Here is a 23,378-nt window from a genome sequence, read left to right as displayed (position 1 = left end):
GACGCCGCGTGCGACTGGGCGAATACGAGCTGATGTGGCGGCAGTTATTGCCGGCGCGGTTGCATGCGGGGGACGGGCCGCCCTTGCAGGTTCAGTTGCGCACGGCGCTGGTCGGCGCGATTCTCGACGGTCGCCTGCCGACCGGGCTGCGTTTGCCTTCGGGGCGCGAGCTGGCGCAACTGGCTGCGGTGTCGCGCAACACGGTGGTGCTCGTGTACGAGCGGCTCGTGGCGGACGGCTTTCTGGAGGCGCGGCCGCGGGACGGTTATTTCGTCAGCAACGGCATTGAGCGCGTGCAGGTGCGCGACGTGCATGCGCACGATGCGCCCGAGCGGCCCGACTGGAATGCGCGCATGGCGCGCGCGGAGGCGGGGCATCGCGCGCTGCGCTGGCTCGACCGGCCCGAAGGCTGGCGGCGCTTTCGCTACCCGTTCGTGTACGGTCAGTTCGATCCGAGGTTGTTCCCGCTTTCCGACTGGCGCGAATGCAGCCGCCAGGCGCTGGAAGTCGGCGCGGTCGAGGCGTGGGGGCAGGACGGGCAGGGCAGCGACTCGCCGCTGCTCATCGATCAATTGATCCGGCGCGTGCTGCCGCGCCGCGGTATCGCCGCGACGCCCGACGAGGTGCTGCTCACGCTCGGCACGCAGCACGGGCTGTATCTGCTGGGCGAGTTGTTCGCGCTGCCGGGCGCGGTGATCGGTATCGAAGACCCCGGATACATGGACGCGCGCAATATCTTCGCGCGGCGCAGCGCGAGCGTTCAGCCTTTGCCCGTCGACGATCGCGGCCTGAGCTTGTCGGCGGAACTCGCCGCGTGCGACTACGTGTATTGCACGCCGAGCCATCAATGTCCCACCGGCGTGACGATGAGCACGGACCGGCGCGTTGCGCTGCTCGAACGCGCCGCGCATCGCGATCAGGTGATTTTCGAGGACGACTACGACCCCGAGACACAATACGTCGGCCAGCCGCTGCCGGCGCTGAAGGCCATCGACAAGTCGGACCGCGTGATCTACCTGAGCAGCCTGTCGAAGATGCTGGCGCCGGGACTGCGGCTCGGTTACGTGGTTGCGCCCGCGCCCGTGATCGCGAAGCTGCGCGTGCTGCGCAGGCTCATGCTGCGGCAGCCGCCGGGCAACAACCAGTTGGCCGCCGCCTTGTTCATCCAGCAGGGCCACTATGACCGCCTGCTTCATCAGATGCGCGAGACCTTGACCGCGCGAGCGGCCGCGGTCAGTCATGCCTTGCAGCGCTATCTCCCCGATGCCTCATTCGGCGCGCCGCACGGCGGCTCGTCGATCTGGCTGCGTCTGCCGGGCCGCGTCGACACGCTTGCGTTGCGCGCTGCGTGCATCGCGCAGGGCGTGCTGTTCGATCCGGGCGAGCCGTTCTTTCATCGTGCGATGACGGAGCCGTTCATTCGGCTGGGCTTTTCGTCGATTCCGCTCGAACGCATCGACGCCGGCATTCGCGAACTGGCGAGGATCGTCGCGCACCACACGCGGTGAGGCGTGTTGCCGTGGTGCATGCGCGCACAAGCATGCGCGCATGCGCACCCGACTGGAGCGTGCCGTACAAGTTTCGTCGTGCTGACGGTCGGCCGCCGTTGCACGCGCGGCCAGCCGTGACGCTGGACCAATGGATAAGTTGCGCTGGCACCATCTCCTGGTCGGAATCGTGCATTGACTGAACCGTGGCGGCGGCGCGTTGCCGTGCGGACGCGGCCATGACTTCAGCTCATCCAACAATCGAGGAACATCGAATGAAAACATTCGTCCAGCGCGCGTTATCGGCTGTATCGAACCTGGCATCGGGGCGTCGTGTGGCAAGCGCGGTTACGTCGGTGATGCTGGCGTGCCTGTCGGTTCAGGCGGCTCCGGCCAATGCCGCCGACAAGGAAGTGACGATCGCGTATCAGGACATGATGGTGCCGTGGCGCTATGCGCAGCAGCTCGACGAAGCGGGCAAGGAAACCGGCTACAAGGTCAGCTATCGCAAGTTCGGCGGCGGCGGCGACGTCATTCGCGCGATGGCCTCGGGCAACGTGCAGCTCGGCGAGGCGGGATCGAGCCCGGTCGCGGCGGGGCTGAGCCAGGGTTTGCCGATCGAGCTGTTCTGGATTCTGGACAACATCAACGACGCCGAGGCGCTGGTCGCGCGCAAGGGCTCGGGCGTGACGAGCGTCACGCAACTGAAGGGCAAGCGGCTTGGCGTACCGTTCGTTTCCACCAGCCACTTCCATGCACTGCTCGCGCTCAAGCAGGCGGGCCTGCAACCCGGCGACGTCAAGGTGCTGAACATGCGTCCCGCGGAAATCGCGGCGGCGTGGGAGCGCGGCGATATCGACGCGGCCTACGTGTGGAATCCGGTGCTCGACCGCGTGGAGCAGAGCGGCACGGTGCTCACGACGTCGGGCAAGATTGCCGCGCAAACCGGGCTCGCGACGTTCGACGGTTTCGTCGTGAATCGCGACTGGGCCAACGACAACCCGCAATTCATGACCGCGTTCGTAAAAATTCTCGCGCAGGGCGATGCCGCGTATCGCGCGCATCCGGACCAATGGAACGGCGATTCCGCGCAGGGCAAGGCCGTCGCGGCCGTGTCGGGCGGCGCGCCGCAGGACGTGGCTTCGTCGCTGGCGCTGTATCAGTTTCTGACGCCGCAGCAGCAGGCGTCGCAGGCGTGGCTCGGCGGCGGCAGCGCGGGCGGCGCGGCGAAGTCCCTGCTTGCCACGGCGACTTTCCTCAAGGAGCAGAAGACGTTGCAGTCGACCTTGCCGGACTACTCCGTGGGCGTCACCGACAAATACGTGAAGCGCGCGATGTCGGCGCAGTAAGGCGTTCGCCCTGCGGCGTTCAGTTCATCCGCGTTGATCCACTTCATCCACGACTACGCTCACGCACATGCTGGAAATCAACGAACTCAGCGTCGAGTATCCGGCGCGCAAGGGGCCGGCGCATCTCGCGCTGCGCGATGTCTCGCTGTCGATCGCGCCCGGCGAATTCGTCGTCGCGCTCGGCGCGTCCGGTTGCGGCAAGACCACGCTGCTCAACACCATCGCGGGCTTCGTCGCACCGACGCTCGGCGAGGTTCGGCTCGACGGCCGCATCATCGAGGGACCGGGTCACGAGCGCGGCGTGGTGTTCCAGAAGCATGCGCTGATGCCGTGGATGAACGTGATCGAGAACGTCGAATTCGGGCTGAAACTGCGCGGCATCGCGCTGCACGAGCGGCGCCGCGTGGGCATGGAATGCCTGCGCCGCGTAGGGCTCGCGCAAGTCGCGGACAAGCCTGTGTACGAGTTGTCGGGCGGCATGCAGCAGCGCGTGGGCGTGGCGCGCGCGATTGCCTCGTCGCCGCAGGTCATGCTGCTCGACGAGCCGCTCGGCGCGCTCGACGCGTTCACGCGCGAATCGATCCAGGAACTGTTGCTGCGGCTTTGGGCCGACGGCGAGCGCCTGTTTTTCTTCATCACGCACGACGTGGAAGAGGCGCTTTTTCTGGCGACGCGGCTCGTCATCATGGCGCCGAATCCCGGACGCATCGTTCACGAGATCGCGTTGCCGTTCAGCCGGCGTTACATCCAGACGGGCGATGCGCGCGCGACCAAGGCGAGCGCGGAATTCATCGCGATGCGAGAGCGCGTGCTGTCGCTCGTTCACGAAACGTCGGCGACCGAGGAGATGCACTGATGGCTTCGACACAAGGCAATGCGCTGCCACGCGCAAAAGCGGCTCGCGCGCCGCGGCAAGCCGTTGCGCGCAGGCGCAGATCGTACGGCATGCCCGGCGAAGGCGACACGCTTGTCATCAGCATCGCGACGACGGCGGCGCTGATCGCGCTGTGGTTCTGTGCAACGCATTTCGGCTGGGTCAAGCCGCTGTTCCTGCCGTCGCCGGGCGCGACTTTCGACGCGTTCGTGAGCGCCGTCAAGGGCAACACGCAAGGCGACACGCCGCTCGCGGAGCACGTCGAGCTAAGCGTGATACGCGTGATCGTGGCGTTTCTGCTGGCGGTAGTGACGGCCGTTCCGCTCGGGATCGCAATGGGCACGTCGCGCATCGCGCGCGGCATCGCCGATCCGCTCATCGAGTTCTATCGGCCGCTGCCGCCGCTCGCGTATTTGCCGCTGGTCGTGATCTGGCTCGGGATCGACGAAAGCGCGAAGATCACGCTGATTTTCCTCGCCTGTTTCGCGCCGCTCGCGATGTCGGCGAAAGCGGGAGTTCGATCGGTCGCAATCGAACAGATCAACGCCGCGCGCTCGCTGGGCGCAACGCGCTGGCAGTTGCTGCGGCTCGTGGTGCTGCCCGCCGCGCTGCCGGAGATTCTCACCGGCATGCGTATCGCTATCGGCTTCGGCTGGACGACGCTCGTCGCGGCCGAGATGGTCGCCGCGACCGCCGGCATCGGGCAGATGGTGCTCAATGCGTCGAACTTCTTGCGCACGGACGTGGTGGTGATGGGCATTCTCATCATCGGCGCGCTCGCCTATGCGTTCGACATGCTGATGCGGCGCATGGAGCGTGTGCTGACGCCGTGGAAAGGAAGGATGTAGCGCGGATCGCGAGGCGGCGAGCCGTCTCGCCGACCTTTGCTCGTGCCGCGTGCGTTGCGCCGTTAGTCTTGATGGCATCGCATGCGGCTCGGCGCGGAAGAATCGCGCGGCCGCCGCGGGGAAGCGATGGGAGCACGATTGAACGCCGGTCCGTGAAGGAAGTCCCCCGCGCATGAAAACTTCCTGACGCCGCTATTTTCGAATTCTGGAAATCCCGTTTGACACGATGCGGGCACAGAATTTCACGCGTTCGGCGATGCGCAATATTTCGTCTTCGCTGATTGCCGTACTCGCCATGGAAACGCTCAGGCTGCCCACCACGGCGTTCTGATTGTCCAATATCGCGGCTGCAATACCGGTCACGCCTTTCGTGACTTCGCTGGTGCTCGAACTCCAGCCCCGATTGCGGGCCTTTGCCAGCGCCGCCTTCACTTCGTCGAGTGTCGAGCCCAGGCCGCTCTGCTTGAATTCCTGCGGGCGCTGTTCATACAAGCGCGCCAGGATACGCCCGGGCAGGTGCGCCATGATGATGCGCGAAGTGGCGCCGCGCAGAAGGGGCCAATCGCGCCCGCGCTCATAGGCGCTCGTAAACGAGTCGCTGGAGCCCTCCTGGTGAACGCACAGCACCTTGTCGCGATAGCGGCGGCACAGCAACACCACGCCGTGTTCCGTCTTCGCCAGTTCCATCATCACGGGTCTTGCCGTGGTGATGAGGGGATCTTGCTGCCGCATCTTGTAGTCGAGTTCGGCGACGCGCGGCCCCAGCGTGTACCCCAGATCCGGTAGCGACGTAATGAGACCTGCCTCCGACAGGATCTTCACATAACGATAAAGCGTCGCCCGCGTGAGCTGCAACGTGTCCTTGATCTGGTCGAACGTCAGGCCGGTCGGGCTTTCCTCGATTACGTCCAGAACCGAAATCATCCGCTCGAGACTGCTGGATGACTGCGCCGGGCCTGTGGAGTGTTCGGATTCCTCGTTGAGACTGGTCATAGGGCTGAGGTTTTGTCCCGGATTGTAGTACTGCGCTGGGTTGAAAAGTCTCCCATTGTATCCAGAAGTATCCAGAAAAACCCTCTATCCAATTCGCGATCGTGACGCGCAACGCCCGGCTGGCGGGCCGCCGGCGTTGGGATGTCATGGTTTGGCAGCGCACGGATCAACGCGGGGGCAGCGTTAACCCCAACTACCCCTGCCGATAAGTTACCGTAATATGCGCCTGACAAAAGTCTCATCTTATAAGACGTTTGTTACGACCCCTGATCGCGAAGAATAATAGAATATGAGGTTTTTAATGAAATCGGAGACCTTCACGAAGCTCATCATCGCGGCGGCAGCCGCGAGTCTGGGCATACCAACGGCAATGGCGCAGTCCTCCGTGACCATGTACGGCATCGTGGATACGGGCGTGGAATTCCTGACCCACGCGAACGCGAATGGTGATTCGCTGGTTCGCGTGCCAAAGATCACCGGAACGATACCCTCGCGTTGGGGCATTCGCGGCAGGGAGGATCTGGGAGGCGGCTATGCGGCGGTTTTCACGCTGGAGAACGGCTTCAATCTGGGTAGCGGCAGCGTGAATCAGGGCGGGCGGTTGTTCGGCCGCCAGGCTTTCGTCGGCATCGCCAGTCCGTACGGGCAATTCACGTTCGGTCGTCAATATACGATGACCAACCCCGTCGGCACCGACGCCAACATCATGGGCCCGGCGATGTACGCAGTGGCCTCGACGGATTCTTATCTGCCGAACGCGCGCACCGATAACACCATTGCCTATAACGGCACGTTCGACGGCCTGACGGTGGGCGCCACCTATTCGTTCGCTCGCGATTCCGGCAGTTCGGAGGGGTCCGGCAATTCCCCCGGGCAGGGCACGTGCGTCGGCGGCGTGGGGGCGGGCATCGGTTGTACGGCCTGGTCGGCGATGCTCAAGTACGACAGGCGCAACGCCTATGGCGTGGCCGCGTCGTATGAATTGCAGCACGGCGGCAAGGGCGCGCTGGCGAACCTGTACAACGGCCTTCCGGCGATCGACTTGTCCCATGCTTCGGACGAGGACATCCGTATCAACGGGAACGGTTATCTGTTCGTCGGGCCGGTCAAGCTCGGCGCGGGCTGGCTCGGCCGCCGCGTCCTCACGCAGACGCAACGCGTGAGCGTGGATACGTTTTATCTCGCCGCCCGGTACTCGATCACTCCGCAATTCGATCTGGAAGGGACGGTGTTTCGCGTGATCAACAACCAGATGGACACGCGGGCAACGGCGCTGGCCGCGCTGGCCGCCTATCACCTGTCGAAGCGCACCGAAGTCTACGCGCAAACCGGTTATCTGATGAACTCGAAGCACGGGCAGTACACCATCTCCTCGGGCGGTGGCGGTTCCACTCCCGGCGCAGGCATGGAGCAGTTGGGCTTCATGTTGGGAATCCGTCAAAACTTCTAGATTTCCGTTGTGGCTCCGCGGCATCTGCAACAGGCTCCGCGGGGCAAATTTATGAGAGAGGAAGATGTCAACAGTACGCCATACGGGTGGCACCACAGCGCTGCACGCATTGCTGGAAGCTCAATCACTGAAGTCCTACCATTTCGTCGTGTTCGGCCTTTGCTTCCTGGGCCTGATGCTCGACGGATTCTGCGCGCAAACGATGGGATACGTTGCACCTGTGCTGAAACAGCAGTTGCATATTCCGCCGAAAGAACTCGGGCGCGTGTTTAGCGCCAGCATTCTCGGTATGTTGCTGGGTTCGATTACCCTGAGCGTTGCGGCTGACCGGTTCGGTCGTCGCCCGGTTATGGTGGGCGCACTGCTCTGGGCCGGCGCACTGGTGACATATACCGCGACGGCGCGCAGCCTCGATCAGTTGATCGTCCTGCGATTTCTCACCGGCCTCGGTCTTGGCACGTTGATGCCGACGCTGCTGGCCTTGATTTCGGAATATGCTCCGCTCAAGAGCCGCTCGACCATCGTCACTGTCGCATGCACCGGTTTCGTTCTTGGGGCAGCCGTCGGCGGCGGTATCGCGTCCTTCCTGATTCCGCATTACGGCCCCTACTCGGTGTTCCTTTTCAGCGGGTTGGCGACGATTGTCATCGCCGTCCTGCTACAGTGTTTCGCGCCCGAATCCATTCAATATCTGGCGAGCAAAAAAGAGCTTCCCGTCGCGCGGATCAGCGCGATTCTCCGGCGCTTCGGCATCGACACCGAGGACGCCGCGGACCTCATCAAGTGTACTCGCGACGCGAACGTCAAGGCCGGCTGGAAAACCATCTTCAGCGGCCGTCAAGGCGTGATTACCGTCCTGCTGTGGATCGTGAACTTCACGAACCTTCTGGACCTGTACTTTCTGTCGAACTGGTTGCCTACGCTGCTCAGGAGTTATGGCCTCGCGCTCGCCGTTGCTATCGCCGGCGCCACGGCGCTGCAATCGGGCGGGCTTCCCGGCTCCCTCGTCCTTGCCGTCCTGATCCGCCGATTCCGCATCGAACATGTGCTGATGATCAACTTCCTGCTCGCAACGGCGGCGATCGCGTCGGTGGGCTACGCGGTGGGAACGGAATTTCTGCATCCTGCGATTTTTATCGCCGGAGTTTGCATCATCGGGGGGCAATCCGCGGTCAACGGACTGTCCGCCCATTCCTATCCGCCCCAGGTCCGCTCCACCGGCATGGGCTGGGCGATGGGCGTGGGCCGTATCGGCTCGATTCTCGGCCCGATCATCGGCGCGAGCATGGTCGCGAATCATCATGGCCCCCAGGACATCATGTTCATGGCCGCCGGCGCGGCGTTCATTTCCTTCGTTGCCGTCACGTTCATGTCCCGCTGCAAATAAGCAGCGCCGTGCGCCCCGCACCACGCCTGGCGGCCGTGCCCTTGACGGGGCACGGCCGCTTTTTTCTTGAGCCGGCGCCGGGTCGCGGCGGTCCCCCGCACGCGGGAACGCCGTTTCGTAAAAAATAAAAAATCGCACAAAGTGAGATTTTGTGTTTAGAATAACTTCATCGGGTTAGCGCTTATGTGATACCCACTACATAGAATAGTCTGGCGATTTTTAGGAAGGAAAGAGACACATGACCCCGGTCGAACAAAACGCACTCCTCACGCAGACTGGCCCAGGCACGCCTCTTGGCAACGTGTTCCGCCGTTACTGGATTCCGGCGCTGCTCTCGCGCGAACTCGGCAGGATCGCCGTGCGTTCGAAGATTCTCTCGGAAGACATGTGGGCCTCGCGCGACGAATCGGGCAAGGTGACGTTTCGCACACGCCAGGTTCCGGATATCGAGCTCGGCGTGGTCTATCAGGAAAACTGGCTTCCGGTCCTGCTCTCCGAAGACCTGCCCGATGTCGATTGCGCGCCGGTGCGCGTGCAGATCGGTGAGGAAAAGCTGATCGCGTTTCGTGACACGTCGGGCCGCATCGGTCTGGTCGATCAATTTTGTGCGCACCGCCGCGTGTCGCTGTTCTTTGGCCGCAACGAGGAAAACGGTATTCGCTGCCCGTACCACGGCTGGAAGTTCGACGTGAACGGCAAGTGCGTGGAAGTGCCCAGCGAAGGCGAAAACAGCAAGACGTGCGAGCGTGTCCAACTGAAGAACTATCGGACCGTCGAAACGGGCGGGGTTGTCTTTGCGTATATCGGCGCCCAAGCCGAACTCCCGGCGCTCGATTTCAAGCCGCAATGGGTTCCCGCAACGGCCAACGAATATCCGGCCATCGAAGTCGGCGACGTGGTGTGGGTTTATATGGGTCCGGCGGACAAGATGCCGGCGGCGCCCGAATTCGAATGGGCAACGGTTCCGGCATCGCATCGCTACATCAACTATCGCGTCCAGCGTTCGAACTGGCTTCAGGCAATGGAAGGCGGTATCGACAGCTCGCACGTTTCCTCGCTGCACTCTGGCGAACTGCACAAGGACCCGTTGCACCACGGCAAGGGCGCGTCGAACCAGGCGGACAAGGCGCCCATTTTCGAAGTCGCGCCGTCGCCGGCGGGCCTGTTGATCGGCGCGAAGCGCAAGACGGCGGAAGGCAACGCGTACTGGCGTATTTCGCAGTACGTATTTCCGTCCTCGACGATGATCCCGCCGTACGGCGAACACCCGCTGCACGGTCACAACTGGGTGCCGATCGACGACAGCTCGTGCCTCGCCTGGAACTTCACGCATACGCCGCATCGCGCGCTGAGCGAAGAAGAAATCCAGACAATGAATGACTACGGCTCGATTTATGCCGAACTGATTCCGGGCACGCATAACACGGTTCAGAACGAGAGCAATGACTGGCTGATCGACCGCGAGAAGCAAAAGACCGGCCGCTACTACTCGGGCATCAAGGGCATCGCCATGCAGGACGCGTCGTTGCAGGAATCGATGGCTGGCGCGAACGGTATCGTCGACCGCACGAAGGAACGTCTGGTCGCAACCGATATCGCGATTGTCCAGGCCCGCCGCAAGCTGGTGGCGACGGCACAGGCTCTCGCAGCCGGTGACGACAGCGCGCTGGCAGGCCTCGACCCCACCTCGCACCACATCCGTCCCGCATCGTTCGAAGCCCCTTATGACACGACGTTGGCGGCAGCCAGCGAAAAGATCGTGGCGGATGCCAGTGTCGCGCCAACCTCGATCTAAGGGGCGGGCATGAGTCAGACTATTAAAGCAGCGGTCGCCTTGCCCGGTCTCGTCACCGAAGTGCGGGAATTTCCGGTTCCGCAGATTCCTGCCGACGGCGGTCTGCTGAAGGTGGAGCGCACGGGCATCTGCGGTTCCGATTGGCCTTACTTCGTGAACTATACGAGGAGCAAGGGGCCGATGATTCTCGGTCACGAAACCGTTGGCCGCGTGGAGCGCGCGGGCAAAGGTACGTTCGAGCGCTGGGGCGTCAAGGACGGCGACCGGGTGACGCTCGAAGAATATCTTCCGTGCGGCTATTGCAAGTATTGCCGTACCGGCGATTTCCGTTTGTGTGACGCAACGGACTCGCTGATCGGAAACGGCATTCGTTATGGTTCCACGCCTGTTGATATCGCGCCCTCGCTCTGGGGCGGCTACGCGGAATACCAATACCTGCATCCGCGCGCGGTATTTCACCGGATTCCGGATCACGTTTCGGCGGAACAGGCAACACTCGCGCTGCCTCTGGGTAACGGGGTGGAGTGGGCGGTGTTGCAAGGCAAGGCCGGTATCGGCGATGCGGTCGTTATTCAGGGACCGGGTCAGCAAGGGCTGGCATGTACGCTCGCGGCGAAGGAAGCGGGCGCGTCGGTGATCATCGTCACCGGCCTCGCGGCGGACTCGCATCGTCTCGCGCTTGCCCGGGAGTTCGGTGCAACGCATACGGTGAATATCGAAGAACAGGATCTGCTGGAGACTGTCGGCGATATGACTGGCGGTCACATGGCCGACGTGGTCATAGATTGCGCGTCGGGCGGCCCCGCAACGATCCTTTCCGCGATCAATCTCGTACGCAAGGGCGGGCGCGTGCTCCTCGGCGGCCGTAAGGGCGTGCCTATCGAGAACTTCGAAAGCGACGTGATCTTTAAAAAGGCGATCAGCATCATCGGCGTTCGCGGCCACAGCTACGACGCGGTGGAAATGGCGATCGGCATCATTGCTTCGGGCCGCTTCGCACTCGACAAGATGTGTACGCATACGTTCAACCTGTCTTCGTTGACCGAAGCGTTGCACACGGTTGCGGGCAAGCGCGACCCGGCTATCCACTGTAGCGTGGTGCCGACGACATAAGCATGGCTCCCATCAGGAAAATCCCGATAACGGTGTTCGTGGGCGCGTCGGGAAAGGCGTTGCCAGGCGATATGTCCTTGAATGGCGCAGCCGTTATCGAAGTCGATCCGGGCGAGATGCGGATCGACCATGATTTCGTGGTGGGAGTCTCCGCTACGCCCGACGAAGCGGGCTGCATCTGTTGCGGTGTTGCCGGAAACGGCCTCGCGGAAATAGTGGAAACGCTGTTCTGGCAACGCCTGCAAGGCAAAGTCGCTTTCGAGCGTGTGATCATCGTTAGCCCGGTTGTTATTCACGAGAATTTATTCAGGCGCGCGCTAATTGCAGAGCGGTTCGTATTGGAGACAACGGTGACCCAAGAGGGTAGTTATCTTAATCATCGAAAGTCGCCGGGTTTTCGCTGGGCCAAAATAGCAAAGGTTTCGGATGAGTAAGATCGATGTCATTGTCGAAAAAATCACGGAAGAGGCAACGGATATCAAATCGTTGCGTCTCGTGAGTCGAACGGGGGCGGCATTGCCTCCCTTCGAGGCGGGCGCACATATCGACGTGCATGTGGGTGGCGTTGCGCGGCAATATTCGCTTTGCGGCGATCCGGCCGACACTTCGGCCTATCTCATCGGCGTAAAACTGGAAGCGCAATCGCGGGGCGGCTCGAAAGCGGTGCATGCGCTGAAGGAAGGCGACTGCCTTCAGATCAGCGAGCCACGCAATCTGTTTGCCCTGGACGCCGGCAATGGTCCCGCATTGCTTATCGGCGCCGGTATCGGCATCACGCCGCTTGTCGCGATGATGCATCAATTGAAGGCGCGGAATACGGCGTTCACGCTGCATTATTTCGCTCGCTCGTCGGAGCATCTTGCGTTCTCCGAAACGCTGCTGCGCACGGACGCCGAACTCGATTTCGGACGCATGCATTTTCACCTGGGACTCGATGCACAAGCTACGGGTGACCAGTTGGACGAGCTTCTGGCGCGTCCGGAACCGGGCCAGCACGTGTACTTCTGTGGTCCGGGGCCGTTCATGGAGGCCATCCGGCAGCGCTGCAAGGACTGGTCGAAAGAGACGGTTCATTTCGAATACTTCTCGGCCGAACCTGTTGAAGTGACGGACGGCGGATTTGAAGTCATCGCGGCCAGAAGCGGCAAGCGCGTATGGGTTGGACCGGACCAATCCATTACCGATGCCTTGAGCGCCGCCGGCGTGGAAGTTTGCGTTTCCTGTGAACAGGGCATTTGCGGCACCTGCCTGACAAGGGTTCTGGATGGCACGCCGATCCATAACGACCTGTTCCTGAACGATGCGGAGAAAGCGAAAAATGACCAGATGCTCCCTTGCATTTCTCGCGCATCGACTCACACCCTGACGCTGGACATTTAAACCAATTCATTAGAGACAATCAATCATGGTCAAAGTCGAGAAGAACCCGAACTACAAGCGCATCGCCACCGAAGAAGCATTTTGCCCTGTCGAAATGCTCGATCTCTGGAAAAAGGTTCTCGCTTCGCCGGACTGCGATCCCGGCTTCAACAGCCTGATCGGCTTCTACATGTCCTCGCAGGCCGCGCGCCCGCAGCACATCATGAAGTGCCTGACCGATCTGGGCGAACAGCGCCTCGCGCACATGGACGAGTCGGGCATCGACCGCCAGGTTATCGCCCTGACGAGCCCCGGCGTGCAGGTTCTGGATTCGGAAACGGCGGTTTCGTTCGTCAAGGTCGCCAACGACGAACTGGCCGAAGCCTGCAAGCATCATCCCGACCGGTTTACCGGCATGATCGCGATCGCGCCGCAGAATCCCGCCGAAGCCGCGAAGGAAATCGAGCGCGCGACGGCATTGGGCCTGAAGGGCATCATCGTGAACTCGCATACGCATGGCGCCTATCTGGACGATCCCGCCTGCGCGGAGATCTTCGCCGCCGCCGAAGCCGCCGGCCAGCCGCTGTACCTGCATCCGAATACGCCGCCGCGCGACATGATCGGCCCGATGCTCGAAAAGGGCCTGGATGGCGCGATCTTCGGCTTCACGGTCGAAACCGGCATGCACGCACTGCGCCTGATCACGGCAGGCGTATTCGACCGTTTCCCCAAGCTGCAAGTCATTCTGGGCCACCTGGGAGAAACGCTGGTGTTCCAGGCCGACCGCATCGACTACATGCATCAGGCAACGGTCAAGTCGAACCGCTATGAGTCGATGAAGCCGATCGGCCGCAAGCCGAGCGAGTACCTGAAGGACAATTTCACGATCACGACTTCGGGCTTCGTGGAAGAAAAGCCGATCAAGTATGTGATGGACTTCATGGGCGCCGAGCGCGTGATGTACGCGATGGACTACCCGTACCAGCACGTCAACGAACAGGTTGTGCAACTCGACAACCTGAACATCAGCGACGAAGACAAGAAGCGGTTCTTCCAGACCAACGCCGAACGCGTGTTCGGCATCGCCTGAGGCTATGCCGGGGCCGCGTCACGTTGGCGGCGCGGTCGACCAAAGAGATGGCGGAGCCGGCCGACCTGATGCCTCCATGCGCATCTTCGTTCTGCCGGCCCTCGCCTGGACGAACCTCTGGGAGTCCACGATGCTTACCAGCCGGATGACCGTGCGTGCCAAACTGGCAGCCACGTTCGGACTTCTTGTGGCTATTGTGTTGCTTGTGTCGGCGCTAGGGCTGATCTCCCTGAGCAACGCCAACAACAGCCTGACGAGCTTTGTGAACGGCGTCGATGCGCGCGCGTGGGTTGCCGAGCAGGTGCGGATCGCGGCGCACGGGCGCCTCAACGCGATGGGCGATCTCGGCCGCGCCACCGCGCCGGACGCCGTCGAGGCGGCCAAGACGGGCCTCGCCGCCGCCGATAAGGACGTTGCGCAAGCGCTCCGGCAGCTTCGGCTCATTACGGCAGACGCGGCCGATTCCACTCCACGCGAGCGTGCCGATTTCGCCACGATGGCCAGGTCGGAAGAGGCCTATCACGCCGCGATGGCGGACGTGCTCAAGGCCGCGGCCGATAACCGGCACGACGATGTCGTTGCGCTGTTGGCGCAGCGCGTACGACCCGCGGTGAAAAATGTGAGTGGCGGCGCGGCGGCCTTTAGCAATGCGAGTCTCGCGCGCGCCAAGGCGCTGATGGCACAGAACAGCGACAACTATGACAGGCAGCGCATGCTGCTCGGCGGTGTGTGTCTCGCGGCGGTGCTCGTTGCCATGCTTGTCGGCACGGGGCTCACGCGCGGTATTACGCGCGCGCTCGGCACGGAACCGGCGCTGCTCGGGCGCATCGCGCAGCGGGTTGCGAAGGGCGACCTGCAACCTGTCGATGCGGCAGGCGCGCCGCCCGGCAGTGTGCTGGCCTCGATGGCACAGATGCAGGGCAGTCTCGTGCAACTGATTGGCGAAGTGCGGTCCTCGGGCGAGAGCATCGCGACAGGCTCGCGCGAGATCGCGGCGGGCAACCTCGATCTCTCCGCGCGCACCGAAGAACAGGCCGCGTCGCTCGGCGAGACGGTTTCCGCGATGGAGCAGTTGACATCCGTGGTCAGGCAGAACACCGAAAATGCCCAGCAGGCCAGCATGCTGGCCCGCAATGCGTCGGCGGTATCGCAGAAGGGCCGGGCGGTCGTGGAGCAGGTCGTCAGCACGATGAACGAGATCAACGCGAGTTCCAGGAAGGTCGCCGAAATCACCGGCATGATCGAAGGCATCGCGTTCCAGACCAACATCCTGGCGTTGAACGCGGCCGTCGAAGCGGCGCGCGCGGGCGCGCAGGGCCGGGGTTTCGCGGTGGTGGCCAGCGAAGTGCGCAGCCTCGCGCAACGCGCATCGGCGGCGGCAAAGGAGGTCAGCGAACTGATCGGCTCATCGGTCAAGAAAGTCGATGACGGCTCGGAACTGGCCGGCGAGGCGGGACGCACGATGTCCGAAGTCACGCATGCCGTGGCGCGCGTCACCGACATCATGGGCGAGATCGCGGCCGCTTCGAGCGAGCAGAGCCGCGGGATCGAGCACGTCAGCGTCGCCATGAACCAGATGGACGAGGTCACACAGCAGAATGCGGCGCTCGTCGAGCAGGCGTCGGCGGCGGCGCAGTCGATGCAGGACCAGGCAACGGGCCTTGCGCGCGCCGTCAGCGTGTTCCAGTTGTAGGCAAGTGGCCGATACCGGTTCCCCGAATGGGCGGCGCAAACCGCTCGGGCCGCGGCTCGCCCGCGCTTCGACATCGCGCAAGCCCAACTCGAAAACGCCGGAGGGCGTGATGCCGGAAGCGGGTTTGAAACCGCTGTTCCGCCGCGACGACTTGCCGATTACGTTGCTGCCAGGGCTCGTGAACTTCGCGAATCTGCGGCGCTCGCTGCTGTGCTCGGCTACGTATGCATGATCGAGTTGCAAAGGCGGGGCCGTCGCTCGAAAACCCGCTGTGGCAGTCGCGACGAGCCGAATGGAAAAGCGGGCCGAGCGCGCCCCGTGCTCATTTGCGCGCCGAAATTGCGTTCGATACGATGCTGGCGCAGAACTTTACGCGTTCCGCGATACGCCGGACTTCCTCGTCTTTCATCGCGGTCTTGCCGACCGTGATGCTCAGGCTGCCCACGACCAGGCTTTGCGTATCGAACACTGCCGCGGCAATGCCGGTCACGCCGCTAGTCACTTCACTCTCCAATGCACACCATCCGGCGTGCCGAATCTGTGCCAGCGACGCCTTCACCGCGTCCAGCGTCCTGCCCAGTCCGCTTGCCGCGAACTCCTGCGTCCGCTCGCGGTACAGCCGGCTCACGACGCGCGCGTGCAATTGCGCAAGGATGATGCGCGACGCCGCACCTTTGAATAGCGGCCAGTCGCGGCCACGCTCATAGGCGCTGCGAAACGTCTCGCTGAAGCCTTCCTGGTGAACGCACAGCACCTTGTCGCGATAGCGCCGGCACAGCAATGCCACGCCGCCGACAGAGCGCGACAACTCGGTCATAACCGGCCTGGCAGCGTGGATGAGCGGGTCCTGCGCGCGCATCTTGTAGTCCAGTTCCGCTACGCGCGGGCCAAGCGTATAGCCGAGGTCGGGAAGCGATGTAATCAGGCCCGCCTCCGAAAGAATCTTCACGTACCGATATAGCGTGGAGCGGGTGAGTTGCAGGACTTCCAGCATTTGGTCGAACGTGAGGCCGGCCGGACTTTCCTCGAGCACGTCGAGCACGGAGATCAACCGCTCAAGGCTGCTGGAAGAAGTGCCTCGCGCGGGGTCGCTTTCTGCGTCGCTGTTCGGCACTGCGTTCTTGCTTACGTGTGCAATCATCGAATCCTATATTCCGATAAACAAGCCGCGTCGCGCTATGTGATAAGTGGCGCTGGGCGGACGCGGTACAGAGCGTGACAGGGCCGTAAGGGCTTCATGGATGATTCGAGGCGATGCACGGCGCGCTGCCCGAACTATCCCGTCACGATTTACTAAAATCCCATAATACGTATAATTGTCACGGGATAACTTCGACGATTTATCCCGTCAGGAAAGTCTACCTCAAGCCGTCGGAGCCAATTTGATCTGCATCATTTGCGCCGATGCTGTGAAGTCCACGCTTAGGAATCCATCTTCGTCGAGACGAACTGGAAAGGGCGAGCCGGTTAAACCTGAACATCCGCGAGGCGTCCGCCGTATCGGCTGGTGCATCGTTTATTGCGCGAATAGAACAGCGGGGGAGAGTTTGATGCAGAACGCAGCAGGGCGTCCGTCCATGCAGCAAGCGAAAGACGGCGAGCAGACCGGCATCAAGCTGGGTTGTGCGATGTTCGCAATCTTGCTCGGCACTTTCATGAGCAATCTCGATGCGGCTATCGCGAACGTTGCGATTCCGGCGATTTCCCTCGACCTGCACAGCGCCCCGGACACAGCGGTCTGGGTCGTCAATGGCTATCAGCTAGCGATGGGCGTTTTCATCCTGCCGCTTGCGGCGTTGGGCGAGCGGTGGGGTTACAGGCGAATCCATCTGGGCGGCGTGGCGCTGTTCGTCATCGGGTCGATTGCCTGTGCCGTGTCGCCCTCTATCGGCGCACTCATCGCGGCGCGCGCGTTCCAGGGTATCGGCGGAGCGTGTCTCGCTACAGTCGGCCCGGCGCTCATACGTATCGTCGTCCCTCAGTCCATGAGCGGGCGTGCGCTCGGCTGGCTCGCCCTCACTGTCGCGTTGTCGGCTTCCACTGGTCCGAGTATCGCCGCTTTCATCCTGCACGCATCGAGCTGGCCGTGGCTCTTTTGGGTCAACGTGCCCATTAGCGCAGTCGTGTTTGCGAGCGCCGGATTCTCCCTGCCGCCCACACGCGGTGCGAAACGATCCTTCGATGCGATCGGCGCAATAATGGGCGGCATCGCGCTCGCGCTCTCGATTATCGGCGTAGCCGGCCTGAACACGGCCGGCAGCCATGCCGGCTTGATGATTGCGGCGGGCGTCGTGTCGACCGCATTTTTCGTCTGGCACCAGCGCCATCGCGAGCACCCGATTCTGCCCAATGATCTGCTGGCCATCCCGTTGTTTTCGATGTCGTTGCTCACGTCGATCTGCGCGTACGCTGCGCAGGCGACGGCATTGGTGTCGCTGCCCTTCATGTTCGAACAGACGTTCGGTCGCAGCATCCGGGTGAGCGGCATGCTGATGACGCCGTGGCCGCTTGTGATCGTGTTTGTCGCGCCCCTGGCCGCGCGGCTGGCCGAACGTTATCGCGCCAGCGTCCTGTGTGGTATCGGTCTGGCACTGCTCGCAGGCGGGCTATGGGAAACGGCCGCGCTGTCCACATCTGCGGGCAATCTGTCGATCGCGTGGCGGCTCGCCATTTGCGGCATAGGTTTCGGCCTGTATCAGACGCCGAACAACAAGCTGGTGATGACGAGCGGGCCGCGTGAGCGCAGCGGCGCGGCGTCTGCCATGATGAGTTTGGCAAGACTGGGCGGCATGACGCTAGGCGCTGCTGTTGCGACCGTGATGCTTGGCAAGGGCATCGACCACGCACCCTTCAAGGCGCTGATACTCGCAGGCGGTATCGCGGCGACAGGTTCGGGGATCAGCCTGCTGCGGTTGCTGTGATGGAGTCCGCGCTTGCGTGGATCGTTACCGGCGAGTATCCCGTTCGGTGGTGCGCCGTATCGACCGGCCACACTGCTGCGCCGCTTCGGCGGCGACAGGTCGTCGAACGCATTGGCAGCGAGTGTCGTGCGCGCGGGACGGTCAACGCAACCGGTGGATTAACCCGATGCGTGACGCACTGCGCGAAGCGGAAGGGGGCTGTGGCGGGGAGACAACTTTCCAGCGGCATTGCCGGGCGTGCATTTGTTCGCCGTCGGTTGACTGCACAAATGGAGGACGAATCAGTGTTTATGTCATGGCCAGATAGAGATGTCGTACGGCCAGTCATTTACAGATGTCGCATCTTTCTCTGTTTCTGTGTTCACTCATTGTTGAAGGTCAGCGGTTGAAGCAGCAGGGCGCTGACCTTCATTCAGCGGGCCCTGGCAGACCGCTGGCCAGGTTTTGAATCTGGCTTTGCCGCCTGCGCCAGCTTCACGACCATCGCTTCCATGTCCGCCTGCGTGTACACGCGCGTCTTCTTCGTGCCCGGCACCCGTTCAGCCCGGCGTACCTCGACGCCGCGGTTCGTGCGCGAAGGCGAGCCCGACGCCCGCCGGTCATCGCGCTGCGCCTGCAGGGCCTGCGCCACCGCGAGCGCGTGGGCAAGACGCTTGTGCTCGATCACCGCACCCTGGTCCACCTCGGTCAGCCGGTCATACTCGCGGTACGGCAGCGGTTGCCCGTCAGCACGGATCTCGATGCGTCCGTCCGGTACTCCCACACGTCGATGTAACGGTGAACGAGCTTGCGGTCCTGGGGCGTGTCGTCCGGCAGGTACATCACGCGGTCGTACTGCACCGTCAAGGCATTGGTCATCGTGATCATCCCAGTGCAGGTCATCGGCGACTCCACGCAGTCCGTGAAAACCGCGCCACCATGCATCTCGTGCCTGGGTACGACATCTGTGCTTTGCCCAACTACGACATTACTATTTTGCTCCTACAGTTTAAAATTTCCATATTTATTTATGTTAAATCTTATTGGACCAGCGCTCACAGATCTCCGGCGCTCCGGGTCGAATCGGGCCGGTCGCCCGTGACTACTCGCCGACGTGATGTTGCAATACGTGTCTGCGTGCGGCCAGCTCCGGTCAGTTCGCCCACGAAGGGCGAATGACCGGAACTGGCGAGATAACCGTCGGGCGACGGGGAATACATCGGCTGTCGTTCGGCAGACTCTCGTCACGGACCGATCCCGATTTGCAGTGCCTTACATGAAGTACGGTTTGTCGCCATCGGTATCTGGCTTGTTCACGCCGATATTCCCGTGCACGTGTAGCTGCGGCGCCTCAATGATCTTGACGATCAGGTCGGCCACACTTTTGCGCGAAACGACCGTGCCAGCGAACGACCGGTCTCGGAGCGTGGTTTCGTAGTCGACCTCATCCTCATCCGTCAGCCAGGCGGGGCGAAGAATCGTATAGTCCAGCCCGGACACCTCAATGGCGTCCGCAGCCCGACGGAAAGGCTTCAAATCTTCGCCGATCGTAGCGTTGTTCCACTCTCCGAACTTGCCAGGCACCTCGTCGTAGATGCCCAGCGAGAGGACAAACACCAGTCGCTTCACGCCCGTGGCCTGCATGGCGGCGATGATGCTTTCGGCCTGCCTGTCGAGATCTTCGCCGGTGAGATTGGCGTAGACGACATCCTGCCTCGCCATCGCCTGCCTGAGCAGTTTCCTGTCCAGCACGTCGCCGATCACGACCCGGGCGTTTGAGGGCTCCCTGCCCGTCAGGCGACTGGGGTTACGCACCAGCAGCGTCAATGAAGTGTCATGGCAGTCGGCCAGCGCCCGAACCACCCATCGCGCAATCTGGCCGCCAGCGCCCAGAATGAGGATGTGCTTCATCACAGGTTTTCCCTGAAGAACGGCACGATCCGGGTCATGGCAATGGCCACCGGTTCCGGCTTGTCATACAGGTCGTAATGCGACCAGCCTTCGGCCACCACGATGTGCTTGTCCTTCGAAGCCGCGCGGCCGTAGATCTCCCAGCCATCGCGGAAAGCGCCAAAACCACCCGCCTTGTCGCCGATGACCACCATCAACGGCTGGGTCAGCAGAACTTCCGCGTTCAGGAATGCGTCCCAGCCCATCGCGGCACTGCTGAACGACATCAGCTGACGGGTGGCGCCATTGGGCTGCCGGCCGCGAGCGGTCTTGTAGTAGTCGGTGGCTTCGAGCACGTCGATATCGGTGATGCCGGCCTGATTGCCGGCCTCTACTGACGCAGGCAGTAAATCGACGACATGGCGCGAGCCGCCGAGTGCTTCCGCCGTGCGCATGCCAGCCATGCTTTCGCTGAATTCCAGCGGTTTGAACTGCGCGAAGCCTTCGCGGATGAGGCGGCCGTAATTCACGCCGGTGACGGATACCAGCGCCCTGAGGCGGTGGTCGGTAATGCCGGCATGGATGGTATAGGCTCCGCCGCCGCACACGCCGATGGCGCCGATACGGTTTTCATCGACATAAGGCAGCGACTGCAGATAATCCACGGCGAAGCGGATATCCGAGACGCGAATCGACGGATCTTCGATAAAACGCGGCTTACCGCCACTCGCGCCCTGGAAGCTCGCATCGTGCACGAGCACGACGAAGCCTTTCTCTGCGAGCCCTTTCGCGTAGATATTCCCGGCGGTCTGTTCCTTGCAGCTACCGATGGGATGGGTGCTGACAATGGCCGGATGCCGCTTCGCCGCGTTGAAGTCGGGCGGCAGATAGAGATCGGCGGCAGTGTCCCAGCCAAGGTTCGGGTAGGTGACGTGCTGAATGATTGTGGGAGTCATGTTGAATGGCCTTTCCTGTGGATGTCGGGCTGGACGAAGCCGCAGCCACTCAAGGGAGTGGCCGGATGCGCCCCTGCATGCTTACTTCAGCGTGCGCTGGAAGAACGGTGCGAGTACGGAAACCGCTTCGTCTACATACTGCGGCACGTCATACAGCTTCATGTGGTTGGAGCCCGCTACCACGTGGAAATGCTTGTCCTCGCTGGCGGCGCGCCTGAACAGGTCGTCGCTCATCCACTTGCTGCCGGCCTCGTCGCCCGCCACGACTTGCAGCGGTTGCGTCAGGAACGATTCGGCCATGTTAAAGGCGTCATACGTGATGATCTGGTTCAGGCTGCGGGCGGTCGCAAAGCCCGGCGCATTCGGATGTTCGGCGCGCGGCGTGTGGTAGTACTCCCAGGCTTGTGCGAGTTCCTCGTTCGGCGCATCTTCCTTGCGCAGTGGCGCAAGCGGGATCGTGACAGTGTCCGCACCGCCAGCTTCAGCGGTACGGGCCTGCGAGCCGGCTTGCAGTACCGGGATTGCATCGGGCGACTTGATACTGTTGTCCCAGCCATTGCGGAACATCGAACCGATATTGACCGCGCTGACGGTGCCGACTGCCTTGATGCGACGATCGTTGATGGCCGCGTTCGCGGCATAACCTCCCCCCGCGCAGATGCCCATCGCGCCGATACGGTCGGCGTCGACGTAGGGCAGCGTCGTCAGATAGTCGATCACCGCGCTGACATCCTCGGTGCGGATATACGGGTTTTCGAGCTGGCGCGGCTCGCCGGTGCTTTCGCCCTGATACGAGGCGTCGAAGGCAATCGCCACAAGGCCTTGCCGGGCAAGCTTGCTCGCATACAGACCCGCGGCCTGTTCCTTTACGCCACCGCCTGGATGGGCCACGACAACGGCAGGATGCTTCGTGTTTTCGTTGAAACCTTCGGGGAAGTGAATCACTGCTGCAATGGTGATGTCCTGACCGTTCCGGCTTTTGAGGCTGACTTTCATGATCTGTTCTCCAGGGTGGGCGGCCGAGCGGCGATTCGCGTGTGCTCGCCATGAACTGCATCATAGGAAACGCAATGGTTCACAGGAAGGCCACAATCCAGACATCACTGGTAAGTCGTGATTTACAATAAAACGCATGGAACCGTCAAAACTCCCTGCCTTGGCCTGGTTCGCTCATATCGCGCAGCACGGCAGCTTTACCAAGGCCGCCGCCGAGATGGGCGTGTCGCGCGCGGCGCTGTCGCAGAATCTCAAGGCGCTCGAAGCGCAGTTGAATGTGCGGTTGATTTATCGGACGACGCGCGAAATGTCGCTGACGGAGGAAGGTCAGAGGTTGTTTGATCAGCTGCGGCCTGCGCTAGGTGCCATTGAGCAGGCGGTGCGGGGACTTGGCGCGGAGAGCGCCACGCCGTCGGGTCTGCTGCGCGTGAACACCTCCCGGATAGCGGCCAGAACACTTGTCGAACCGCACCTTGCCGAGTTCTTCACGCGCTTTCCACAGCTCAAGCTCGAACTCGTGATGAACGACGGTTTCTCCAATATCATCGCGGACGGATGTGATGCGGGCATTCGCATGGGCGAAAGCCTGGCATCGCATGTGGTCGCCGTACCGATCTCGCCCATGCTCGAAATGGCGGTTGTCGCTTCACCCGGGTATTTCGAGCGGCACGGGATGCCGCAGACACCCGCGGATCTTGAGCGGCACGATTGCGTGTCGTATCGGCATACCAGCAGCGGCGCGATTTTTCGATGGGAATTTACTGCGCCTGGGGCCGATGGTCACGCATTCGTGGTCGAGCCACAGGGAACGCTGGTGACCAACGACGACGACAGCATGACCCGTGCGGCGCTGCAGGGGGCCGGTCTGGTTCAGCATGTCGATATCGCCGTGCGCCGGCATCTGTCCGATGGATCGCTGATCCGCGTGCTGCGCGAATGGTGCAGGCCATTCGCGGGGTTCTATCTCTACGTTCCTTCACGCGAGCGAATGCCGTCCAGGGTCCGGGCTTTCATGGACTTTCTTGTCGAAAAGCGCGATCGGCTGGTGACGGGTCAAGGGCGATCCACCCATGGAAAGGCTGCGCAGCGATGAGGATGCGACGACCGCATGCCAAGGGCAAGCCGACGTTCGGTAGATCGGCTTGAGTGCCCGCTTCGGGTCGAGGCTGTGTGAAAACGCATTGATCGCCTAAACTGA

The 23,378-nt window shown here is 62.4% G+C and carries 18 protein-coding genes and 2 pseudogenes; 14 read left to right on the top strand and 6 right to left on the bottom strand.

Annotation, left to right across the window (positions count from 1 at the left end; genetic code table 11):
• Nucleotides 1-8 precede the first annotated feature (8 nt).
• The 4 genes from U5805_RS09420 to U5805_RS09405 all read left to right on the top strand — a co-directional run bounded on the left by U5805_RS09420 (nt 9) and on the right by U5805_RS09405 (nt 4,558).
• Nucleotides 9-1,508, top strand: a complete 1,500-nt coding sequence (locus U5805_RS09420; protein ID WP_322103201.1) for a PLP-dependent aminotransferase family protein — start codon at nt 9-11, stop codon at nt 1,506-1,508.
• A 338-nt stretch (nt 1,509-1,846) separates the two neighbouring features.
• The gene (tauA, locus tag U5805_RS09415) at nt 1,847-2,836 is read left to right on the top strand and encodes a taurine ABC transporter substrate-binding protein (RefSeq protein ID WP_322103355.1); all 990 of its coding nucleotides are present in this window, start codon (nt 1,847-1,849) and stop codon (nt 2,834-2,836) included.
• A gap of 67 nt (nt 2,837-2,903) precedes the next feature.
• Nucleotides 2,904-3,692, top strand: a complete 789-nt coding sequence (locus U5805_RS09410) for a taurine ABC transporter ATP-binding protein (RefSeq protein WP_322103200.1) — start codon at nt 2,904-2,906, stop codon at nt 3,690-3,692.
• On the top strand, nt 3,692-4,558 hold the full coding sequence (locus tag U5805_RS09405) for an ABC transporter permease subunit (RefSeq protein ID WP_322103199.1): 867 nt from the start codon (nt 3,692-3,694) through the stop codon (nt 4,556-4,558). Before U5805_RS09410 ends, U5805_RS09405 begins: the two co-directional genes overlap by 1 nt.
• Before the next feature lie 192 nt (nt 4,559-4,750).
• Here the strand turns inward: U5805_RS09405 and U5805_RS09400 are convergent, their stop codons facing one another.
• Nucleotides 4,751-5,551 (bottom strand): IclR family transcriptional regulator, encoded by an 801-nt coding sequence (locus U5805_RS09400; protein WP_322103198.1) that lies wholly within the window; start codon nt 5,549-5,551, stop codon nt 4,751-4,753.
• A 301-nt stretch (nt 5,552-5,852) separates the two neighbouring features.
• Here U5805_RS09400 and U5805_RS09395 point away from each other — a divergent pair, with 301 nt between their 5' ends.
• The 8 genes from U5805_RS09395 (at nt 5,853) to U5805_RS09360 (ending at nt 15,438) form a co-directional block, all read left to right on the top strand.
• Entirely contained in the window at nt 5,853-7,001 is a 1,149-nt protein-coding gene (locus tag U5805_RS09395; RefSeq protein ID WP_322103197.1) for a porin, read from the top strand.
• Between the two features lie 64 nt (nt 7,002-7,065).
• Entirely contained in the window at nt 7,066-8,388 is a 1,323-nt protein-coding gene (locus U5805_RS09390; protein ID WP_322103196.1) for an MFS transporter, read from the top strand.
• A gap of 238 nt (nt 8,389-8,626) precedes the next feature.
• Nucleotides 8,627-10,183 (top strand): Rieske 2Fe-2S domain-containing protein, encoded by a 1,557-nt coding sequence (locus U5805_RS09385; protein ID WP_322103195.1) that lies wholly within the window; start codon nt 8,627-8,629, stop codon nt 10,181-10,183.
• 111 nt (nt 10,184-10,294) lie between these two features.
• On the top strand, nt 10,295-11,296 hold the full coding sequence (locus U5805_RS09380; RefSeq protein WP_322103194.1) for a zinc-dependent alcohol dehydrogenase: 1,002 nt from the start codon (nt 10,295-10,297) through the stop codon (nt 11,294-11,296).
• Nucleotides 11,297-11,298: 2 nt separating this feature from the next.
• Nucleotides 11,299-11,730, top strand: a complete 432-nt coding sequence (locus U5805_RS09375) for a hypothetical protein (protein WP_322103193.1) — start codon at nt 11,299-11,301, stop codon at nt 11,728-11,730.
• Nucleotides 11,723-12,676, top strand: coding sequence for a PDR/VanB family oxidoreductase (locus U5805_RS09370; protein WP_322103192.1), 954 nt, complete (start codon nt 11,723-11,725; stop codon nt 12,674-12,676). The genes U5805_RS09375 and U5805_RS09370 overlap by 8 nt, the downstream gene beginning before the upstream one ends.
• A gap of 25 nt (nt 12,677-12,701) precedes the next feature.
• Nucleotides 12,702-13,745, top strand: coding sequence for an amidohydrolase family protein (locus U5805_RS09365; protein ID WP_322103191.1), 1,044 nt, complete (start codon nt 12,702-12,704; stop codon nt 13,743-13,745).
• Nucleotides 13,746-13,821: 76 nt separating this feature from the next.
• The gene (locus U5805_RS09360; protein ID WP_322103190.1) at nt 13,822-15,438 is read left to right on the top strand and encodes a methyl-accepting chemotaxis protein; all 1,617 of its coding nucleotides are present in this window, start codon (nt 13,822-13,824) and stop codon (nt 15,436-15,438) included.
• A 322-nt stretch (nt 15,439-15,760) separates the two neighbouring features.
• On the opposite strand, the gene U5805_RS09355 is transcribed toward U5805_RS09360, so the two are convergent.
• Complete coding sequence (locus U5805_RS09355; RefSeq protein WP_322103189.1) at nt 15,761-16,552, bottom strand: IclR family transcriptional regulator; 792 nt, start codon at nt 16,550-16,552, stop codon at nt 15,761-15,763.
• A gap of 463 nt (nt 16,553-17,015) precedes the next feature.
• Here U5805_RS09355 and U5805_RS09350 point away from each other — a divergent pair, with 463 nt between their 5' ends.
• Nucleotides 17,016-18,359, top strand: coding sequence for an MFS transporter (locus U5805_RS09350; protein ID WP_322103188.1), 1,344 nt, complete (start codon nt 17,016-17,018; stop codon nt 18,357-18,359).
• Between the two features lie 412 nt (nt 18,360-18,771).
• Here U5805_RS09350 and U5805_RS09345 read toward each other — a convergent pair.
• From U5805_RS09345 to U5805_RS09330, 4 genes and pseudogenes are all read right to left on the bottom strand, one after another.
• Nucleotides 18,772-19,217: pseudogene (locus U5805_RS09345) on the bottom strand (ISNCY family transposase); the annotation flags it as partial.
• 393 nt (nt 19,218-19,610) lie between these two features.
• Nucleotides 19,611-20,249 (bottom strand): SDR family oxidoreductase, encoded by a 639-nt coding sequence (locus tag U5805_RS09340; RefSeq protein WP_322103187.1) that lies wholly within the window; start codon nt 20,247-20,249, stop codon nt 19,611-19,613.
• A complete protein-coding gene (locus tag U5805_RS09335; protein WP_322103186.1) occupies nt 20,249-21,184 on the bottom strand; it encodes an alpha/beta hydrolase in 936 nt (311 codons plus the stop codon). The genes U5805_RS09340 and U5805_RS09335 overlap by 1 nt, the downstream gene beginning before the upstream one ends.
• An 81-nt stretch (nt 21,185-21,265) precedes the next feature.
• Nucleotides 21,266-22,186: pseudogene (locus U5805_RS09330) on the bottom strand (alpha/beta hydrolase); the annotation flags it as partial.
• A gap of 130 nt (nt 22,187-22,316) precedes the next feature.
• Between U5805_RS09330 and U5805_RS09325 the strand changes: the two are divergent.
• On the top strand, nt 22,317-23,273 hold the full coding sequence (locus U5805_RS09325) for a LysR family transcriptional regulator (RefSeq protein ID WP_322103185.1): 957 nt from the start codon (nt 22,317-22,319) through the stop codon (nt 23,271-23,273).
• Nucleotides 23,274-23,378 lie beyond the last annotated feature (105 nt).

The sequence above is a fragment of the Paraburkholderia sp. J41 genome (genome assembly GCF_905220235.1).
GTDB lineage: Bacteria > Pseudomonadota > Gammaproteobacteria > Burkholderiales > Burkholderiaceae > Paraburkholderia.
This window is presented reverse-complemented; position numbering and strand designations above follow the sequence as displayed.